Source organism: Streptomyces sp. cmx-4-9, assembly GCF_046548835.1.
Lineage (GTDB): Bacteria > Actinomycetota > Actinomycetes > Streptomycetales > Streptomycetaceae > Streptomyces.
Genome location: NZ_JAEBEE010000002.1, coordinates 168,953 through 185,121 on the forward strand (window position 1 = coordinate 168,953; position 16,169 = coordinate 185,121).

23 protein-coding genes and 1 pseudogene are annotated in these 16,169 nt (G+C 71.0%); 3 read left to right on the plus strand and 21 right to left on the minus strand.

The window, feature by feature from the left end; genetic code table 11:
- The 14 genes from ACLJTM_RS06840 to ACLJTM_RS06905 form a co-directional block, all read right to left on the minus strand.
- A complete protein-coding gene (locus ACLJTM_RS06840; RefSeq protein ID WP_411102499.1) occupies positions 1-351 on the minus strand; it encodes a hypothetical protein in 351 nt (116 codons plus the stop codon).
- Positions 351-1,271, minus strand: coding sequence for a YqaJ viral recombinase family protein (locus ACLJTM_RS06845; protein ID WP_411102500.1), 921 nt, complete (start codon positions 1,269-1,271; stop codon positions 351-353). The genes ACLJTM_RS06840 and ACLJTM_RS06845 overlap by 1 nt, the downstream gene beginning before the upstream one ends.
- Positions 1,268-1,462: a hypothetical protein gene (locus tag ACLJTM_RS06850; RefSeq protein WP_411102501.1), complete on the minus strand. Its 195-nt coding sequence runs from the start codon at positions 1,460-1,462 to the stop codon at positions 1,268-1,270. The genes ACLJTM_RS06845 and ACLJTM_RS06850 overlap by 4 nt, the downstream gene beginning before the upstream one ends.
- Positions 1,462-1,782: a hypothetical protein gene (locus ACLJTM_RS06855; RefSeq protein WP_411102502.1), complete on the minus strand. Its 321-nt coding sequence runs from the start codon at positions 1,780-1,782 to the stop codon at positions 1,462-1,464. Before ACLJTM_RS06855 ends, ACLJTM_RS06850 begins: the two co-directional genes overlap by 1 nt.
- 151 nt (positions 1,783-1,933) lie before the next feature.
- Positions 1,934-2,146: a hypothetical protein gene (locus tag ACLJTM_RS06860; RefSeq protein ID WP_411102503.1), complete on the minus strand. Its 213-nt coding sequence runs from the start codon at positions 2,144-2,146 to the stop codon at positions 1,934-1,936.
- Positions 2,143-2,361, minus strand: a complete 219-nt coding sequence (locus tag ACLJTM_RS06865) for a hypothetical protein (protein ID WP_411102504.1) — start codon at positions 2,359-2,361, stop codon at positions 2,143-2,145. The genes ACLJTM_RS06860 and ACLJTM_RS06865 overlap by 4 nt, the downstream gene beginning before the upstream one ends.
- A complete protein-coding gene (locus tag ACLJTM_RS06870; protein WP_411102505.1) occupies positions 2,358-2,597 on the minus strand; it encodes a hypothetical protein in 240 nt (79 codons plus the stop codon). The genes ACLJTM_RS06865 and ACLJTM_RS06870 overlap by 4 nt, the downstream gene beginning before the upstream one ends.
- Positions 2,597-2,782 carry a hypothetical protein gene (locus tag ACLJTM_RS06875; RefSeq protein WP_411102506.1) on the minus strand — a complete coding sequence of 62 codons (186 nt, stop codon included), beginning with the start codon at positions 2,780-2,782 and terminating at the stop codon, positions 2,597-2,599. Before ACLJTM_RS06875 ends, ACLJTM_RS06870 begins: the two co-directional genes overlap by 1 nt.
- Complete coding sequence (locus ACLJTM_RS06880) at positions 2,779-3,396, minus strand: hypothetical protein (RefSeq protein ID WP_411102507.1); 618 nt, start codon at positions 3,394-3,396, stop codon at positions 2,779-2,781. Before ACLJTM_RS06880 ends, ACLJTM_RS06875 begins: the two co-directional genes overlap by 4 nt.
- Positions 3,393-3,599: a hypothetical protein gene (locus ACLJTM_RS06885; protein ID WP_411102508.1), complete on the minus strand. Its 207-nt coding sequence runs from the start codon at positions 3,597-3,599 to the stop codon at positions 3,393-3,395. The genes ACLJTM_RS06880 and ACLJTM_RS06885 overlap by 4 nt, the downstream gene beginning before the upstream one ends.
- Positions 3,596-3,859: a hypothetical protein gene (locus ACLJTM_RS06890; RefSeq protein WP_411102509.1), complete on the minus strand. Its 264-nt coding sequence runs from the start codon at positions 3,857-3,859 to the stop codon at positions 3,596-3,598. The genes ACLJTM_RS06885 and ACLJTM_RS06890 overlap by 4 nt, the downstream gene beginning before the upstream one ends.
- Positions 3,856-4,230 (minus strand): hypothetical protein, encoded by a 375-nt coding sequence (locus ACLJTM_RS06895; RefSeq protein WP_411102510.1) that lies wholly within the window; start codon positions 4,228-4,230, stop codon positions 3,856-3,858. Before ACLJTM_RS06895 ends, ACLJTM_RS06890 begins: the two co-directional genes overlap by 4 nt.
- 107 nt (positions 4,231-4,337) lie before the next feature.
- A complete protein-coding gene (locus ACLJTM_RS06900; RefSeq protein ID WP_411102511.1) occupies positions 4,338-4,616 on the minus strand; it encodes a hypothetical protein in 279 nt (92 codons plus the stop codon).
- Between the two features lie 22 nt (positions 4,617-4,638).
- Positions 4,639-4,857: a helix-turn-helix domain-containing protein gene (locus ACLJTM_RS06905; RefSeq protein WP_411102512.1), complete on the minus strand. Its 219-nt coding sequence runs from the start codon at positions 4,855-4,857 to the stop codon at positions 4,639-4,641.
- A gap of 179 nt (positions 4,858-5,036) precedes the next feature.
- Between ACLJTM_RS06905 and ACLJTM_RS06910 the strand changes: the two genes are divergently transcribed.
- The 3 genes and pseudogenes from ACLJTM_RS06910 to ACLJTM_RS06920 form a co-directional block, all read left to right on the plus strand.
- A complete protein-coding gene (locus tag ACLJTM_RS06910) occupies positions 5,037-5,480 on the plus strand; it encodes a hypothetical protein (RefSeq protein ID WP_411102513.1) in 444 nt (147 codons plus the stop codon).
- 450 nt (positions 5,481-5,930) lie between these two features.
- Positions 5,931-7,256, plus strand: a complete 1,326-nt coding sequence (xerC, locus tag ACLJTM_RS06915) for a tyrosine recombinase XerC (RefSeq protein WP_411102514.1) — start codon at positions 5,931-5,933, stop codon at positions 7,254-7,256.
- 9 nt (positions 7,257-7,265) lie between these two features.
- Positions 7,266-8,363: pseudogene (locus tag ACLJTM_RS06920) on the plus strand (hypothetical protein); the annotation flags it as partial.
- A 67-nt stretch (positions 8,364-8,430) separates the two neighbouring features.
- Here the strand turns inward: ACLJTM_RS06920 and ACLJTM_RS06925 are convergent.
- The 7 genes from ACLJTM_RS06925 to ACLJTM_RS06955 all read right to left on the minus strand — a co-directional run bounded on the left by ACLJTM_RS06925 (position 8,431) and on the right by ACLJTM_RS06955 (position 16,073).
- Positions 8,431-9,558: an LLM class flavin-dependent oxidoreductase gene (locus tag ACLJTM_RS06925; protein ID WP_411102515.1), complete on the minus strand. Its 1,128-nt coding sequence runs from the start codon at positions 9,556-9,558 to the stop codon at positions 8,431-8,433.
- 52 nt (positions 9,559-9,610) lie between these two features.
- Positions 9,611-10,990 (minus strand): NtaA/DmoA family FMN-dependent monooxygenase, encoded by a 1,380-nt coding sequence (locus ACLJTM_RS06930; RefSeq protein ID WP_411102516.1) that lies wholly within the window; start codon positions 10,988-10,990, stop codon positions 9,611-9,613.
- Positions 10,991-11,013: 23 nt separating this feature from the next.
- Positions 11,014-12,168 (minus strand): LLM class flavin-dependent oxidoreductase, encoded by a 1,155-nt coding sequence (locus ACLJTM_RS06935; RefSeq protein WP_411102517.1) that lies wholly within the window; start codon positions 12,166-12,168, stop codon positions 11,014-11,016.
- Positions 12,169-12,353: 185 nt separating this feature from the next.
- On the minus strand, positions 12,354-13,463 hold the full coding sequence (locus ACLJTM_RS06940) for an aryl-sulfate sulfotransferase (protein ID WP_411102518.1): 1,110 nt from the start codon (positions 13,461-13,463) through the stop codon (positions 12,354-12,356).
- Positions 13,464-13,503: 40 nt separating this feature from the next.
- Positions 13,504-14,511 (minus strand): ABC transporter substrate-binding protein, encoded by a 1,008-nt coding sequence (locus tag ACLJTM_RS06945; protein WP_411102519.1) that lies wholly within the window; start codon positions 14,509-14,511, stop codon positions 13,504-13,506.
- Between the two features lie 69 nt (positions 14,512-14,580).
- Positions 14,581-15,297: an ABC transporter ATP-binding protein gene (locus tag ACLJTM_RS06950; RefSeq protein WP_411102520.1), complete on the minus strand. Its 717-nt coding sequence runs from the start codon at positions 15,295-15,297 to the stop codon at positions 14,581-14,583.
- Positions 15,294-16,073, minus strand: coding sequence for an ABC transporter permease (locus ACLJTM_RS06955; RefSeq protein WP_411102521.1), 780 nt, complete (start codon positions 16,071-16,073; stop codon positions 15,294-15,296). Before ACLJTM_RS06955 ends, ACLJTM_RS06950 begins: the two co-directional genes overlap by 4 nt.
- Positions 16,074-16,169: the final 96 nt, after the last annotated feature.

Below are 16,169 nucleotides of genomic sequence, written 5' to 3' on the forward strand. Positions count from 1 at the left end.
TCAGTGCGTGTAACGGGCGGCGGGTTCGTCGAACTCGGGGCGGTGATCGCCGCCGTAGCGAACGGATACGACGTCGTCATGTGATGAGCCGTCGCTGTAGCGCTGGGTGAAGAGCTCCGCGAATTGGCGCCGGTACTCGCTCGCCTCCTCGGCTGCGGGCCACCCCTTCTTGCTGCCGTCGGGCAGGAAGACGTAGGAGACGTAGCCATTGAGGGGCGCCACGACGGGCCCAAGTACGAGGTGCCGGTAGCCCTCGGGCAGGGACTGGCGGAAGGCCTCGATGTTCGGCAGGCCGCCGGGGCGGTAGTCGTTGGTGGTGACGATCACGGTGTCGTGGGCGACGTATCCCATCAGTGGCTCCTGTACGGGACGAGGGAGTGTGTGGTGCCGTCTTCGCGGACGGTGCGGTAGGCGATGCGGCGGTCGCCGTGGACGGCGCGGTAGCCGTTGCCGATCAGGTCCAGGACTTCGGAGCGGACCTGGCCGAGCTGGGCGTCGGCGGTCCGGCTTTCGGAGTAGGCCTTGTCCCAGCGCGCCACCAGCTCGGCGGGGATCTCGACGTCGCGGTCCTCGCGGCCGTCGGGCTGGACGCGGATGGTCTGGTAGGTGGCGTCATCGGCGTCGATCGACGGGCGTTCGTCCCGCCAGATGGAGTCGAGGAACCGCTCGGCTGCAGCTCGGAGGATCAGCGCCTCCGACTCGTCGTACTCGACGACGTACTCGCGGTAGTCGTGGCCGGAGATCAGGACGGCCACGTGGCAGACCTTCAGGCCGAGCGTGTCGAGCTGCCACTGGATCTGGCACCGGTAGTGGACGGGGATCTGCTCGCTGCCCGACGGACCCCATTCGTCACCGAACGGGGACGTCTTCACCTCGAGGAGCTGCGGCAGCGTGCCCGGTTCGACCATCCACCCTGTGAACGGAGTGAAGATCCGGTCGGGGGTGGCGCGCTGCCAGGGCCGATCGCGGTGCCGCCAGGTGCCAGCCTCGACGACCTCGCTGGTGTCCTGGTGTTCGTCCATCCACTTCTGGGCGACCGCGCCTTCGAGGCGGGTGCCCCACTCCACGGCCGGGTTGGGCTGGAACGGCGGGGACGGGAGGCCGGCCTTGCTGTGCCAGAGGGAGAAGCGGGACTGCCACGGGGAGAGGCCGACCACCGCGGCGATCTGGGTTGCGGTGATGCACAGGCCGTTGCGGGCCTCCTCCCATTCCGGCGTACCGGGGGTGAACTCGCCCAGGAGGATCCCGGTCGGGGTCTCGATGGCGCTCATGCCGCCACCTCGCCGAACGCGTCGTATTCGAGGTCGCTCTCCTCGTCCTCGACCGAGGCGGCCGAGAAACAGCGGGCGCAGAGTTCCGCGCTGGTGAACTCCATCCAGCCGCGGGGCACCCAGGAGAACGTGAACAGGGGGCGGACCTGCTTGCAGCTCTGGCAGCGCCCTTCCGGCGCCGGCTTTGCCATCAGCTGGCCTTCGGGAGGACACGGTCGACGGTGCAGGGACCGCACTCGGGGTGTCCGCAGTCGACGCCGAAGGAGTGCTCGACGGCCTGGTTCCAGGCGTAGCCCCAGTGGAGGACGACGGCGTACATGACGGGCGAGTACTGACTGTCGTCCCGCAGCCGAAGCTCGGCGAAGATGGCGTTGTGTTCGGCGGCGAACTCCAGCGCTTCGGCCAGGGAACTCTTGTCGTGAAGGTCGTCCATTCCGAGGATCCAGACGGACCATTCCTGGTCGTCGTAGCCGACCTTCTGGCGGTTGGGGCCGAAGAGGTGCGCGGTCATTCGATCTCCTTCAGGGATGGGTCGGGCCAGCCTCCGAGGGGGAGGTGGAGGCTGGCCCGTGGCCGGAGCTGCGTTGGAGCGCTGCTCGACGGCCGGTCAGTTGGTTTGGTGCGTCCGCCGCTGGCCTGTGGGCATCCGGCGGCGGACGGGTTCAGGTGTTCTTCTGGTGTCGGGCCAGCTGGTGCGGCAGGTCGTCCTTCGGGCAGGCCAACCCGTCCTGTCCGAGCCGCACCCACTCGGAGGCGATGGCCGCGGCCTCGGCTTCCGCGGTGGAACCGAACAGGGCCACGTGGTCGCCGTTCTCGAAGGGATGCAGGCAGACGTCGCAGTCGACGACGAAGCTCGTCACGGTCCGGAAGCTCATCCGAGGACCCCCTCGGCTGCAGCCTGCGCCAGCGTCCGGACCAGCCCCCGGTTGTGCTCGGCGACGATCCGCTCGGCCAGCTCCGGGGACTCGGCGTCCGCCACGTACTGGATGCGGTCGCCGTCGCCGGTCACGATGAGGCAGCGGCAGAACTCCCGGTACTCGTCGGTGCACTCCTCGGCCCGCCACTCGGCGGCTATCCGGGTGTCGCTCATCGGGTCCTCCGGAGGTAGTGGCGCCCGGTGAGGGCGAGAGCGGCGAAGAAGAGGGCTGCGCCAGCGTTCAGCGCGGCGAGCCTGCCGACGGTCATCCGGGCGCCGAACTCCTCGAGCGTCTCGACGTACCCGGCGGCCGCGGTCGCGGCGAAGTCCGGGTCGACCGGCAAGGCCTTCCGCGACGGCGCGGCCGGCGGGTCCGTCAGCAGCGGCGACACGACGGTCTCCATGGCCATCACGCCACCTGCCTCTGCTGGAACTGCGTGAAGCGGGCGTAGCGGGCGTGGACCGCGGCGACCTTGTCGAGGTACTCGGCGATCGTCCACGGCTTGAAGCCCTGGGCGCGGCGACCGAACTCGACCTCCAGACGAGCCAGCTCGGCGATCTCCAGGTCGGCGAGGGACTGCATCAGGGCGCTCACGACGCCACCGCCTGCGGCTTCTTCGCGGCGTCGTACTGGGCGATGCCCCAGACGGTTGCGTGGCAGCACCACAGGTAGTGGGTGGTGAAGCGCTCAAAGTCCAGCTCGTGCGTGTCCTCGAAGCGGAAGTCCTTGTACTCGAACATCGCGAGGGCGTCGTGCGCGGCCTCGACGGTTCGGATCGATTCGTCCGACAGGATGTCCGCGTAGACCTCGTCGATCAGGTTCGGGTAGTCGCGGACGCTGCCGCTGATGTAGTCAAGGACTTCCTTGCGGAACTCGTCGCGGGAGAACTCCTTGACGCCCGCCCCGCCCGACACCTTCTGCGACCAGTAGTTCGGGTTGATCCCTTTGCCGCGGAAGAACTCGAACATGTCCGGCATCCGGGAACTCATGAACGTGTCGGCGTCCGCCTTGGTGGCGAAGCTCTCCATGTCTCCGGTGATCGCCAGGTGCCCAGGCCAGGTGACGATCTCGAACCAGTGGAGCCACGAGTTCGGCTGCGGGGCCGCAAACCGGAGGTGTCGGTGGAGGCCGCTATCAAGCAGAACGGTCATCTCGTGCGTGGCGACGTCCTTGGCGAACCGGGCTTCGATCTTCGTGGCGTCGCTCACGACTGACCTCCGGCTCGCAGGTACGGGTAGCGGCTGGCGCCCTCGATCGGGCAGGTGCTGTCGGCGTCCAGGTCGAGGAGCTGGTGACGCTGCTCGGCCAGCAGGCCGGCGCGCTCACGGCGGGCGGCGAGAGCCTTGAGCTCGGTGATCAGGACGGCCTCGGCGACGTCCAGGCGGGCGATCTCGGGGGTCGGAGTGCTCATCGAACGCCTCCCTCGACACGCAGCCGGTCGATCAGGAGCGGGGCTGGCGTCGTGGTGTCGCTGGCCAGGAGCCGCGCCACCTCGGCCAGTACCTGGGCGCGGATCTCGGCGCGGTAGGCGTCGGCCTTCTGCTCCAGGTGCCGCGGCTCGCAGCCCGTGCAGGCCGCGGACTCGCAGTCGTCGAGGTGGATGTCGAGGATGCGGGGGCTGCGACCGTTCGCCTGGAGGGCGGTCAGGAGTTCGCGGTCGGAGGCGTTCATCGGGCACCGCCCTGGGGGACTGCCGGCCAGCCGTCCTCGGTGGGCGACCCAGCGGCCAGCCACTCGACGTACCGGGCGAGGATCTCAACCTCGGCGTCGTCGCCATCCCACTGACCGGGGTTGGTCATCGTCGCCTCGATCCGCTCGACGAGCAGGCGGTACGAGACGGCATTCAGTACGAGCTTCGACGGGTTTGCCTCGTCGCCGAGCAGGTCACGCTCGACCTCGGCGCGGTAGGCGTCGAGCGTGGCGGTGTAGACCTTCGGCTCGACGAGCCCGTTGCCAGTCGCCAGCTGGAAGGCCATTACCTCCAGTCGACCCCGGGCGGTGGGGTTGGTGGGAGCCGGATCACCGGCGATGATGTGGGACATCGGGGTCCTCGTTTTCTCTGCAGGAACGTGCAGGGTGAGGGTGGATCGCGGTAGGCCCTCGGTGCCGGCGACCGGCGAAGTAGTCGGCGTCGGGGGCCGCATAGCCGCTAGGCGGCGCGGGTGCGGGGGGACCGGCTAAGGCGGCGGCCGCCCTGGCGGCGCATGTCGTAGTAGTACTGAAGGTCGTTGCGGTGGACCCGGATGGGAGCCCGCTTGCCTGCGCGGCTGACCGGGGCGCCCTCCGCGATCAGGCGGCGCACAGTGCGCACGCTGCATCGCAGCTCATAGGCCACTTCCTGCACGACGAGGATCATGGCGTCGGGATCCGGCTTCCTCGGCTTGTTTGCGTCGTTGATGTCGATGTCGGGCGACCTCGTGGTGTCCACGGGTGTCCTTTCAAGCGGGGACCTATGCGAGCAGGTCGTCGTCGGCTGACTGAAGCGCGTCACGGAGGCGGACGTAGAAGCCCGGGCTCATGTGCCGGCGAACACCTCGTTCGATCTTTCTGAGGTAGTTCGGCGTGCAGCCCACCTGGAGGGCGAGTGCACTCACTGACTTGCCGGCTTCCATGCGCTTGGTGCATATCGCCGTCCCGTCCACCTCGTAGGTGGTTGGGGGGTGGTTCATGCCTCGAAGTTAGCCTGTAGTTGACCGCCATGTCTAGCCGTTGTTAGCAGCTAGTTGGACGTAGGTTTGCCAGACTTGGCGCTTACTTGGCGTTGACCTGCACAAAGAGGCTGACAAGTTGCAGCCAAAAAGGGGGTCAGTCCTAGCTGGTCCCCGCGAGTCCTGCGATGATGGCTGTCATGGCACCCAGTGACCCCGCGCCTTACTCCGACGCCGATCTCCAGCGCCTCGCCGACGCTGCCGTCCAGCGACGCCGAGAACTGGGACTGGCCCTGAACGCCGAAAACGCAAAGAAGGCCGGGCTATCCCGGGGCCCCTGGCAACGCGTCGAGCGCGGCGAGGTGCTTCGGCTCGGCAACTACGTGAAGATGGACGCCCTGCTCCGTTGGGCCCCCGGCACATGCGTCAGCATCCTCAAGGGTGGAGTCCCGGTGTCGGCCGAGCCGTCGGCAGTCGAGCCGGGTACGGTCATCTCCGAGCTCCCGCCCGAGGTCCACGAAGCCGAGGCGCGGGACGTGATCAAGCTGGCCGCCATTGCGACCACTGACGGCCTGACGGCGGAGCAGATCCGGGCGCTGAGTGAGCGGGCTGTGCAGGATCTTCGCGCTGCCGGGCTCATCTGATCTTTAAACTCAGTCGATGGTCGTACAACCATCCCCAGAGTCACAGCTACAGCCAGAAAAACACCGATCACTTTCTGCTGAAGTGGTTCACATTTCCACCACACGTGGCAGAGTCAGATCACGTCCTCCGAGGCTCCCGCACCGTCCCTGACACTAGGGGGAGCCATGCTCAACACTGGCGCGCTCATAGTCGACTACGGTCCCACCTTCCGCGGTGAGGCCGTTCTCTCCGACACTGGGATCGTCTGCGTAGTACCAGGCCAGAGTCGGATGGCCCGCGATGCGGCAAAGCCCGTCATGCGGGAGCTCGTTCGGCGGCTTGGCGGTAACTGCGACAGCTGTCACGGCTGCCCTCTAGGCGCCTGAAGCTGGCGCATGGAGCGCGCCGTGGGGTCTCGGCAGCATGGGGTTGCCGAGCCCGCGGCGGCTGGCACAGCAAGGGGACGCATCATGGCCAAGAGGGCCCTCGACGTGTACACGGAGTGGCGCGGCGGCACGTGCCGCGTCAAGTGGTGGACAGGCGCCTACCACGCAAATGGGCGCAAGCGATTTGAGTCCAAGGGTGGCTTCGAAGACGAGGAAGTCGCGTACCAGCACGGCCTCGACCAGATGCACGACATCCGGCACGGCGTGCACGTCAGCAACCATGACGGCTCGACCCTGATGGGGGACTGGCTCGACAGCTGGCTGGCCTCCATGGATCACGCCCACCTCACGGAGAAGGGCTACCGGTCGGCCGTCGAGACCCATATCCGCCCTTACTTCAAAGGCAAGTCCGTCTCGCAGATCGACGTCCTGGCCTATCGTGCCTTCCGTAAGCACGTTCATAGCGTCTTGGGTGACCGGTCCGCCCGACAGATCATGATGGTCCTCGGGATGATCCTCGACGACGCCGTGCCCAGGCTCATCAAAACTTCGCCCGTGGAGCGAACCAAGCGCCGGGGCAAGTTCATCAAGAAGCCGAAGGAGCGGAAGAAGGACATGCTTCCGCAGGCCGTCGAGCAACTGGCCCGCAATGCGGAGACCCTGTTCGGCCGCTCCGGCTACGCGTTCGTCTGGACGATGGCCATGACCGGGATGCGTCCGTCCGAGCTGTACGGCCTCACCCGCGAGTACTGCTACCCGAAGTGGCCGGCGTCCGACCCGCGGGTTGATCCCGAGGAGTCGGAGCGCTACGACGAAGACCTGCAGCGGTACGGGAAGGGCGACGAGCTCATGCAGGCCATTCGTGTTGAACGTCAAGTTCAGTACGCTGACAGCCGGCTGCAGTTCTTCCCGCCGAAGTACGAAAGCGCGCGCACGTTGGTCATCCCGCCCTTTTTGGCTGACCTGCTGGAAGAGCTCCTCGAGAGTCACGACAAGAACTGGGTCTTCCCTGCCATCGAGGGCGGATCGCTTGCCGCGGTGAACTTCGACTACGCGTACTGGCGCCTGATCGCAGACGGGGCACCCAAACGGGTCGGGCGATTCGCGAGGGAAGCAATGGTTAAGGTCCCGGCGTTCGTTGGGAAGCGCCTGTATCTGATGCGCCACGGGCACAAGGCCTGGCTGGACGAGGATGGGCACAGCAAGTTCGCGGTGGAGTCCCGCATGGGGCACGAGGTGCCCGGCGTGGAGGGCGTCTACAGCAGCGTGACAGTGGCCATGGAGAAGGCCATCATGAAGACTCTGCAGGAGCGGTGGGAAACGCTGCGAGACTCGGTTGGAGAAGTTTCCCAGTCTTTTCCCAAAGAGGTATCGGCGACAGAGTCGACTGCAGGTCAGGCGGATGGCTGACCTGTAAGTATCGACTTCGCGAAGATCTTCAAGGACACCTCCGGCGGCGCCTACTTCTACCTGGACGACCAGGACCGGGCCGTGCTGGCCGACTCCCGCCAGCACGTCCTGCGGCTCTCGCACGCGCAGAACCCGGACGGCAGCTGGAAGTTCACCGTCGACGACGACTGGGACCTCACCGGTCACGTCCCGCACGACTGCGTCGGCTGGACCAACCTGTGGCCCAGCGGCACCTGCGACCCCGTCACCTCCGTGATGCCCGACTGGAACGGCCGCATCTGGTGGGTCACCCGCCAGGGCCGCGTCGGCACGGTGGACCCGGCGACCGCGCAGATCCGCTCCGTCCAGCTGACCGGAGAGGAGATCCAGAACTCCTTCTCGGTCGCCGAGGACGGCGTCTCCATCGTCACCGACCACGCGCTCTACAGCTTCCGCGCCGCCGCCGACGGCGCCCCCCGGGTGCAGTGGCGCGAGACGTACGACCGCGGTACCGCCGCCAAACCCGGCTCGGTCAACCAGGGTTCGGGCACCACCCCGGACCTCTTCGGCAACGGCTACGTGGCCATCACCGACAACGCCGACGACCGGATGAACGTGCTGGTCTACCGGCGGGGCCCGGACGTCCCCGCGGGCGGCCGGCTGGTCTGCAAGGTCCCGGTCTTCGGATCCGGCGCCTCCACCACCGACAACTCCCTGATCACCTGGGGCAACAGCATCGTCGTCGAGAACAACTACGGCTACGAGAACCCCACCACGCTGCTCCTGGGCAAGTCCGTCGTCGGCGGCGTGAGCCGCATCGACGTCCGCGCCGACGGCAGCGGTTGCGACACGGTCTGGGAGAGCGCGATCCGCTCCCCCTCCACGGTGCCCAAGCTCTCCACCGGCAACGGCCTGCTCTACTTCTACGAGAAGGAGCCCAACGCCTGGGGCATCGACGCCTGGTACCTCACCGCCGTCGACTTCCGCACCGGCGAGCGCCGCTGGCGCCGGCTGACCGGCACCGGACCGCTGTACGACAACAACTGGGCGCCGATCACCCTCGGCCCGGACGGCACCGCGTACATCGGCGTCTTCAACGGCATCGTCGCGGTCCGCGACGGCGGCTGACGCCGCTCCCCGCCCCGCACCCCGGCCGGCACGCGATCCGCGCCGGCCGGGCCCCGCCGGGGCGGGCTCAGCGCCGGTACCACTCCTCGGCGAGCAGCCGGTACGAGCGCACCCGGTCGGCATGGCCGTGCGTGATGGTGGTGATCAGCAGCTCGTCGGCGCCGGTGGCCTCCTGCAGCCGCTCCAGGTCGTCGGCGACCGTCCGGGGCGAGCCGACGAACTGCGTCTCCACCCGGTCCGCCACCAGCTCCTGGTCCGCGTCGGTCCAGGGCAGCGCCCGCGCCTGGTCCGGCGACGGGAAGGGTACGGCGCCCTCGGCGGTACGGATGCTGCGCACCCAGGGCCCGTACCCGGCGGCCAGTTCGCGCGCACTCGCGTCGTCCTCGGCCACGACCACGTCGGACGACACCGCCAGCAGGGGCCGGTCCAGGACGGCGGAGGGCTTGAACGCCGCCCGGTAGCCCTCGGCGGCCTCCAGTACCGTGGCAGGGCTGACGTGGTAATTGGCTGCGAAGGGCAGGCCGTTGCGGCCCGCAGTCTCCGCGCTCGGGCCGCCGCTGCTGCCGAGGATCCACACCTGGATGTCGGCCCCCTCACCGGGCACCGCGTGCGCCTCCACCCCCTGCGCGGAGCGGTACTCGCCGCGCAGCAGGGCGAGGACGTCGTCCACCTGCTCGCCGTAGTCCGGGGGCTCGGCGCCCGGCAGGTTGAGGAGCTGCTGCTGGAGGGCGACCCGGGGGTGGCCGAGCAGGTGGGCGAAGGAGAAGCGGGGCGGGATGCGCAGTCCGCCCGGCGTGTACCCGCCCGCCACCGGGGCCGCGGGCGGCGCGGGCTCCGCCGAGTGCCGGGGCGGCCGGCCCGCGGAACGGCCCAGCCCGAGGTCGAGACGGCCCGGGTGCAAGGCGTCGATCAGGCCGAACTCCTCCACCACGGACAGGGCAGTGCGGTGGCCGAGCTGGACGGCTCCGGAACCGAGGCGGATCGTGCGGGTGGCGGCGGCCGTCAGCGCGATCACCACGGCCGGGGAGGTCCCGGCAACACCCGGGTTCAGGTGGTGCTCGGCGAACCAGTAGCGGGTGTAGCCGAAGGCCTCCGCCTGCCGGGCCAGGTCGATGCTGCGGTGCAGGGCCTCGGCGGCCGTCGAGCCGGAGGAGACCGGGACGAGGTCGAGGACCCCGAGGGGAATGCCGGACATGACCGCTCCTTGGGGGGTCGGGGCAGAGGGCAGGGGGCGCGCGGCGCAGCCTTCAGGGGCCCGGCGGCCGCCCGGCGGTGGACGCCGCGGGTACGGCGAGGCCGAGGTGGTCGCGCAGGGTGGGGCCCGTGTACGCGCTGCGGAAGACCCCGCGCTCCTGGAGCAGCGGTACGACGGTGTCGGCGAAGGCGTCCAGGCCGCCCGGGGTGAGGTGCGGGACGAGGATGAAGCCGTCGGCCGCATCCGCCTGCACCAGGGCGTTGATCGACTCCGCGACCGTGGCCGGGGAGCCGATGAACGTCTGCCGGGCGGTGGTGGCGATGACCAGTTCGCGGATCGAGAGGTTCTCGGCCCGGGCCCGCTCGCGCCACTGGCGGGCGGTGGCGAGCGGGTCGCGGAACTGTCGCACGCTCGCCCGCCCGAGGGCGACGGTGTTCTCGCCCGGCACGGGATCACTGTCGGGGAGCGGACCGTCCGGGTCGTGACCGGACAGGTCCCGGTTCCACACCTGCTCCAGGTACGTGATCGCGGTCTGGCCGCTCACCTGGAGGCGGCGCACCTTGCGGGCGCTCTCGTGCGCCTCGGCATCGGTGTCGCCGAGGACGAAGGTGGCCGCGGGAAGGATCTTCACCTGCTCGGGGGTGCGCCCGTACGCGGGCAGCCGCCGCTTCACGTCCGCGAAGAACCTGCGCCCCTCGTCGAGGGTCGCGTACCGGCTGAAGACGGCGTCCGCGCGCGCGGCGGCGAACTCGCGGCCCTCTTCGGAGTCACCGGCCTGGAAGATCACCGGGCGGCCCTGGGGGCTGCGCGGCACGTTGAAGTGGCCCTCGATGTCGAAGTGGCGGCCGCGGTGGGCGAACGCACCGGCCTGCGCCTCCCGCAGGAAGGTGCCGGAGCCGGGGTCGGCGGCGACCTCCGTCCCGTCCCAGGAGTCGAACAGCCCGGTGGCGGCGTCCAGGAACTCGCGGGCCCGGGAGTAGCGCTCCTCGCGCGGCAGGAAGGCGCCGCGGCGGAAGTTCTCCCCGGTGAAGGCGTCCCAGGAGGTCACGACGTTCCAGGCGGCCCGGCCCTCGGACAGGTGGTCGAGGGAAGCGAACTGCCGGGCCACCTCATAGGGTTCGTTGAAGGTGGAGTTGATCGTGCCGGTGAGGCCGAGGCGCTCGGTGACGGCCGCCAGGGCGGCCAGCACGGTGAAGGTGTCCGGCCGGCCCACCACGTCCAAGTCGTATATGCGGCCGCCTTGTTCCCGCAGTCTCAGCCCTTCCGCCAGGAAGAGGAAGTCGAACTTCGCGCGCTCGGCGGTCCGGGCGAAGTGCACGAAGGAGTCGAAGTCGATGTGGCTGCCGGCCGCCGGATCGCTCCACACGGTGGTGTTGTTGACCCCGGGGAAGTGCGCCGCGAGGTGGATCTGCTTGAGCGGCTCGGTGCTCATGGTGGTCCCTTCCGGTTCCGGGGTCAGGCAGTGGGGCGGGCGGCGGCGTACCGGCCGGCCGGGCGGTCCAGTCCCAGCAGCCCGCGCAGGGTGTCTGCCTCGTACGCACGGCGGAACAGCCTGCGCCGCTGGAGTTCGGGCACCAGCGTGCGGGTGATGGCGGGCAGGTCCTGGGCGGTCACGCCGGGGTGCAGCCGGAAGCCCGACAGGCCGACGCCCCGCCACTCCTGGAGGAGGTCGGCGAGCTGCCCGGACGTCCCGGTGAAGACCGCGGTGCCGGCGCTGTACGGGACCTGCAGCGCGCGGGCGTCGAGCCGGTCCCGGCGGGCCGCGGCCGCCGGGCCGTCCTCGTCGAGGAACACGGTGAACTCCCCGAACAGGTGGAGCGGGCCGGGCGCCGCGGGCCCGCGGGCCTGCCGGAGCTCCGTGACGGCGGCGCGGACCCCTTCGGTGTCGTGCGCGGCGAGGAAGCCGAGGTCCGCGGACCGGACGACGTGGCCGCCGGCCGCGGCGCCGTCGGCGCGGGCGGCCACCAGCGGCTGCCCCTGGGGCGGCCGCGGGGTGATCGAGGGCCCCCGGATACGGAAGTGGCGTCCCTCGAAGTCGATGGGGTGCAACCGGTCCCGGTCGACGAACCGGCCGGTGGCCACGTCGCGGATCTCCGCGTCGTCGTCCCAGCTGTCCCACAGCCGCCGGACCACCTCGACGTGGTCGACGGCCTCCTGGTACGCCTCCTCCACGGGCAGCGGGGCGGGCCGGCGGCCGAAGTGGCGTCCCTCGTCGGTGCGTCGGGTCACCCGGACGCACAGGCCCGCCCGGCCCCGGCTGACGTGGTCCAGGGTGGCGATGGCCTTCGAGACGTGGAAGGGCTCGGTATGGGTGGCGGTCACGCCCGGGACCAGGCCGATGCGGCGGGTCAGCGGCGCCACGCGAGCGGCGGTGAGCACCGCGTCGAGCCGTCCCCGGACCAGGTCCGTGCGGCCGTCGGGGCCCGTGAAGGAGTCCTCGAAGGTGACGAAGTCGAGCAGGCCGGCCTCGGCCTCGACGACGGCGTCGGCCCACAGGCGGGCCGTGAACAGCTCTCCGGGCCGGGCACCCGGCTCGCGCCAGGCGGCCGGGTGCCGGCCCGCGCCGTCGAGAGCGACGGCGAGGTGCAGCGGTGGGGCGGGTGCGGACACGTCGGATGGCGCCTTCCTGCTCGGCCGGACGGCTGACCGCAGGCCCCGTCCGGGAGGAGGAAGGCCGGTCGGCGCCTTCCGCCCACCACGCTAAGCCCGGCCCGGACGCCGTTCAATGACCGCAGTGTTAAGAGCAGTCGGCGGCTGCCGGGACGCCGTCCGAGGCTCCCGGGGAGGGAGGCCCGTCACAGCCAGGGGAGTTGGTCGGCCGCGTACCGGTAGGCACGGAAGACGGAGTTCTGGGCGCCGGCCGAGGACTCCAGGCCGACTCCGTCCCCGAAGGACCGGAACTGCGGCACCACGAACTCCCAGACCACGTCCCCCGCGGGCGTCACCTCGAAGAGCCGGCCGAAGGAGCCCTCGGCGATGAACGTGTTGCCGTTCGGCAGGCGCTGCGCGCTGGACATGTACGGGCTGTAGAAGTTCTGCGGCGGGTTGTCCACGTACGACCACACCTCCTTGCCGGTGCGCGGGTCCAGCTCCAGCACGCGCGAGTACGGCACCGAGGTGGTGTCGCGGTAGGTCCCGTTGTCGAAGACCAGCACGGTGCCCCCGGGGAGCTCATGCGGGTGGTGCTGCTGCGCCAGGACGTCGGGGCCGATGCGCCAGATCACGGAGCCGTCGGCCCGGGAGACGGCCACCGTGCTGGACGCGCTGCGGAAGCCCACCACGACCGAGCCGTCGGCCAGCTCGTTGACGGTGTTCGCCATCGGCCAGTGCTCGCGGGCGAAGTGCGGGTTGAGCGGGTAGTCCTTCGGGTCGAGGTGGTCGATGGCCGCCCAGCGCCACACTTCCTCCCCGTCCCAGGTCAACTCGTACACCACGTCGCCGTAGATCAGCCCGCCGGGCGCCTCCGACCCCGGGATGCCGCCGAGGATCCGTGCCGCGTCCGCGGGGGCCAGCGGCTCCACGACTGTGATCAGGAGGTTCCCGTTGCGCAGGACCGAGGCGTCGTGGTGGTGGAAGGGGTGGCGGGCTTCGCGCAGCACCGTGGAGTCCGGGGCCAGTTCCTGGAAGATGCCTCCGTGGTAGACGTCCCAGATGGGAAACAGGCCCGGTCGGGAGGTGTCCTTCGCGGCGTAGAAGAGGGTGCCGCCCGGCAGCAGCTGGGCCTGGCGGCCGGGCGGGTGCGGGGAGTTCCAGGTGTGCGCAGGCCGGCCCTCGATGTCCACGAGGTGGATCTCCCCGGCACCGGTGATCGGGGTGTAGAGGGTGTATCCGCCGTAACTGCGCTCGGGGTCGTGGGCGATGAGGCCGACGCCGCGGCGGCGCACGGTGTTCTGGTCGACGGTCATGGGGGTCTCCTCAGGGGTGGGGCGGGTCGGTCGGGGCGGGTCAGTGCACGGTGACGGCGGCGGGGTCCACCGCGGTCAGGGGCGCGGTGTGCAGGCGGCCGAGGAGTGCGGCGCGGTCGGCGGAGCCCGGCAGTCCTTGGGCCGCCTTGGCCCAGGCGGCCTCCTGCCCGAGGTCGGCCAGGAGCTCGGCGGAGAGGGTCGCGCCGTAGCCGTAGCGCGGCTGGAAGGCGTCCACGTAGCCGGCCTGCAGGGCGCCCTTGGACTGGGTGAGCACGGCCTTGCGCGCACCCGCGGGGTCGGCGTCCATCGCGCGCTGCGCCTTCAGCAGGGTGCGAAGCACGGCCGCGGTGGCGCCCTCGTCGGCGGACGGGCCCGCCACGAGCAGGGTCCGGGCGGTGTAGCCGGAAAAGGGGAGTTCGGCGTACCGCTCGCCGAGCGCGGTGCGGGCCGCGTCGTAGAAGCTGGGGAAGGTCACCCCGGCGTCGATGTCCCCGCGGGCGAGGGCGGCCGGCACCTGGTTCGGCGCGAGGTTGACCACCGACACGTCGGCCGTGGTCAACTGCGCCGAGGCCAGCATCCGCGACAGCGCGTACTCCACGTTGGTGCCCTGCGGGACACCGACCTTGCGGCCCCGCAGGGCGGCGAAGCCGGTGACGGGACGGTCGGTGCGGGTGAGCAGGCGCCAGTCGGAGAACCGGGACAGGTCGGCGACGACGCGCAGCTCGCGCCCGCCGAGGACGGCGGTCACCGCGGGCAGGTCGCCCACCACGCCGAGCTGCGCCTGCCCGCCGAGTACGGCGTTCAGTGCGTCCCTGCCGGTGGGCTGCGTGCTGACGGTGGCGTGCAGGCCCTCGGCGGACCACAGCCCGCGCTCCTGGGCCACGTACACGGGTGCGCCGCCGAGGTGGTCGCTGGCGGCGAGGGTGACGGCGGGGCGGCCGTCCGCGCCGCCGGAGCCCGCCGGGGCGGGGGCGCCGTCGCAGGCGGTGGCGAGCGGGGAGAGCAGGGCCGCCAGCAGTACGGCGAGCACCGCGCGGGGTCGGGGCACGGGGAGTCCTTCCAGGGAGAACCGAGCAGGGGAAACGGGCAGGGGGAGTGGAGTGCAGGAGTGGCGGGGTCAGTCCGCCCTGAGATGGCGGGCGATCAGGGCCCGCAGGTCCGGGTCGGCAGGCCCGGGCGGCACCCGGTGGTCGGCCAGGACACGGCCGGGGGTCCCGCCGAGGACGACGACCCGCTGGGCGAGCGCCAGTGCTTCGTCGATGTCGTGCGTGACGAACAGCACCGTGGTGCCCCGGCGCTGCCACAGCTGCCGCAGCAGGCTCTGCATCCGGGACCGGGTCAAGGCGTCCAGCGCCCCGAACGGCTCGTCCATCAGCAGCACTTCGGGTTCGGCGGCCAGGGCGCGGGCCAGCGCCACCCGCTGCTGCATGCCGCCGGACAGCTGGGCGGGGTACTTCCTGGTCCCGTCCGCCAGGCCGACCTCGGCGAGCGCCTCCAGGGCGCGCCGGCGGCGCTGGGCGCGCGGCAGGCCGAGCCGCTTGAGGGCGAACTCGACGTTGCCGCGCGCCGTGCGCCAGGGGAAGAGCGCGTAGTGCTGGAAGACCACCCCCCGGTCGGGGCCCGGGGCGCGCACCGGCCGGGACCCTGCCGTCACCCGGCCGGCGAGGGGCGCCACGAACCCGGCCACGGCGCCCAGCACCGTGGACTTGCCGCAACCGCTGGGCCCCAGCAGGGCGGTGAAGGACCCCGCGGGGAACTCCAGGTCGGTGGGCCCCAGTACCGGGGCGGCGCCGTAGCCGACCGACAGCCCCTCCAGTCGCACGTCCAGGCTCACGAGGTGCTCCAGTGGGCGAACCGGCGGCCGATCCCGGCCAGGACGAGGTCGACGGCCACACCGAGCAGCCCGAGCACGAGGAGACCGGCGAACATCCGGTCCACGCGCAGGAACTGGCCGTCGACCTGCAGCCGGTAGGCCAGTCCGCTGTCCGCGCCGCCCAGTTCCGCGGCCACCAGGGCGAGCAGTGCCACGGAGGCGCCGTAGCGCAGCGCGGCGAGCAGGGCGGGTGCGGCGGCGGGCAGCAGCACCTCGGTGAAGCGCCGGTGCAGCGGGGCGCCCAGCGAACGGGCCGCCCGGAGGTGGGACACCGGTATCCGGGAGACGCCGTCGTGGACGTACAGCCACACGGCGAGCAGGACGGCGTACGCGATGAGCAGCCGCTTGGCGCTCTCCCCGATGCCGAACCAGGCGGTCGCGAGCGGGACCAGGGCGATCGCCGGGATGGGCCTCAGGAAGGAGACCACCGGCGTGACGGCGGCGGACAGCCAGGGCAGGTAGCCGGTGGCGAAGCCCAGCGCGCTGCCGACGAGGGCCCCCAGCGCGAAGCCCTGCCCGGCACGGGCCGCGCTGGCGCCCAGATCGGCGGCCAGGACCCCGCTGCGGGCGCTGTCCGCGAGGGCCGCGAGGGTCTGTCCCGGCGTGGGCAGCAGCCCGGGGGCCACCGCACCCGACCCGGCGGCCAGGTACCAGAGCGCGAGCACGGCGCCGGCTGCGCCCAGGGCCGGGCCGAGCCGGCCGAGAGCCCGGCCGGGCGGTGAGGGGGTGGCGTGCACGGGGCGGCTCCTCGTCGTTGATAAGTGAGGTCAATAATTGACCACGCTTATGACGGGAGTGTTGCGGCCGTGCGAAACCTGACCGGAGCGCCCGGA

What these genes read in the sequence shown, in the direction of transcription:
- ACLJTM_RS06840 (WP_411102499.1), bottom strand. Translation starts at nt 351, where the DNA reads ATGGGATACGTCGCCCACGACACCGTGATCGTCACCACCAACGACTAC.
- ACLJTM_RS06845 (WP_411102500.1), bottom strand. Translation starts at nt 1,271, where the DNA reads ATGAGCGCCATCGAGACCCCGACCGGGATCCTCCTGGGCGAGTTCACC.
- ACLJTM_RS06850 (WP_411102501.1), bottom strand. Translation starts at nt 1,462, where the DNA reads ATGGCAAAGCCGGCGCCGGAAGGGCGCTGCCAGAGCTGCAAGCAGGTC.
- ACLJTM_RS06855 (WP_411102502.1), bottom strand. Translation starts at nt 1,782, where the DNA reads ATGACCGCGCACCTCTTCGGCCCCAACCGCCAGAAGGTCGGCTACGAC.
- ACLJTM_RS06860 (WP_411102503.1), bottom strand. Translation starts at nt 2,146, where the DNA reads ATGAGCTTCCGGACCGTGACGAGCTTCGTCGTCGACTGCGACGTCTGC.
- ACLJTM_RS06865 (WP_411102504.1), bottom strand. Translation starts at nt 2,361, where the DNA reads ATGAGCGACACCCGGATAGCCGCCGAGTGGCGGGCCGAGGAGTGCACC.
- ACLJTM_RS06870 (WP_411102505.1), bottom strand. Translation starts at nt 2,597, where the DNA reads ATGGCCATGGAGACCGTCGTGTCGCCGCTGCTGACGGACCCGCCGGCC.
- ACLJTM_RS06885 (WP_411102508.1), bottom strand. Translation starts at nt 3,599, where the DNA reads ATGAGCACTCCGACCCCCGAGATCGCCCGCCTGGACGTCGCCGAGGCC.
- ACLJTM_RS06890 (WP_411102509.1), bottom strand. Translation starts at nt 3,859, where the DNA reads ATGAACGCCTCCGACCGCGAACTCCTGACCGCCCTCCAGGCGAACGGT.
- ACLJTM_RS06895 (WP_411102510.1), bottom strand. Translation starts at nt 4,230, where the DNA reads ATGTCCCACATCATCGCCGGTGATCCGGCTCCCACCAACCCCACCGCC.
- ACLJTM_RS06905 (WP_411102512.1), bottom strand. Translation starts at nt 4,857, where the DNA reads ATGAACCACCCCCCAACCACCTACGAGGTGGACGGGACGGCGATATGC.
- ACLJTM_RS06910 (WP_411102513.1), top strand. Translation starts at nt 5,037, where the DNA reads ATGGCACCCAGTGACCCCGCGCCTTACTCCGACGCCGATCTCCAGCGC.
- xerC (WP_411102514.1), top strand. Translation starts at nt 5,931, where the DNA reads ATGGCCAAGAGGGCCCTCGACGTGTACACGGAGTGGCGCGGCGGCACG.
- ACLJTM_RS06925 (WP_411102515.1), bottom strand. Translation starts at nt 9,558, where the DNA reads ATGTCCGGCATTCCCCTCGGGGTCCTCGACCTCGTCCCGGTCTCCTCC.
- ACLJTM_RS06930 (WP_411102516.1), bottom strand. Translation starts at nt 10,990, where the DNA reads ATGAGCACCGAGCCGCTCAAGCAGATCCACCTCGCGGCGCACTTCCCC.
- ACLJTM_RS06940 (WP_411102518.1), bottom strand. Translation starts at nt 13,463, where the DNA reads ATGACCGTCGACCAGAACACCGTGCGCCGCCGCGGCGTCGGCCTCATC.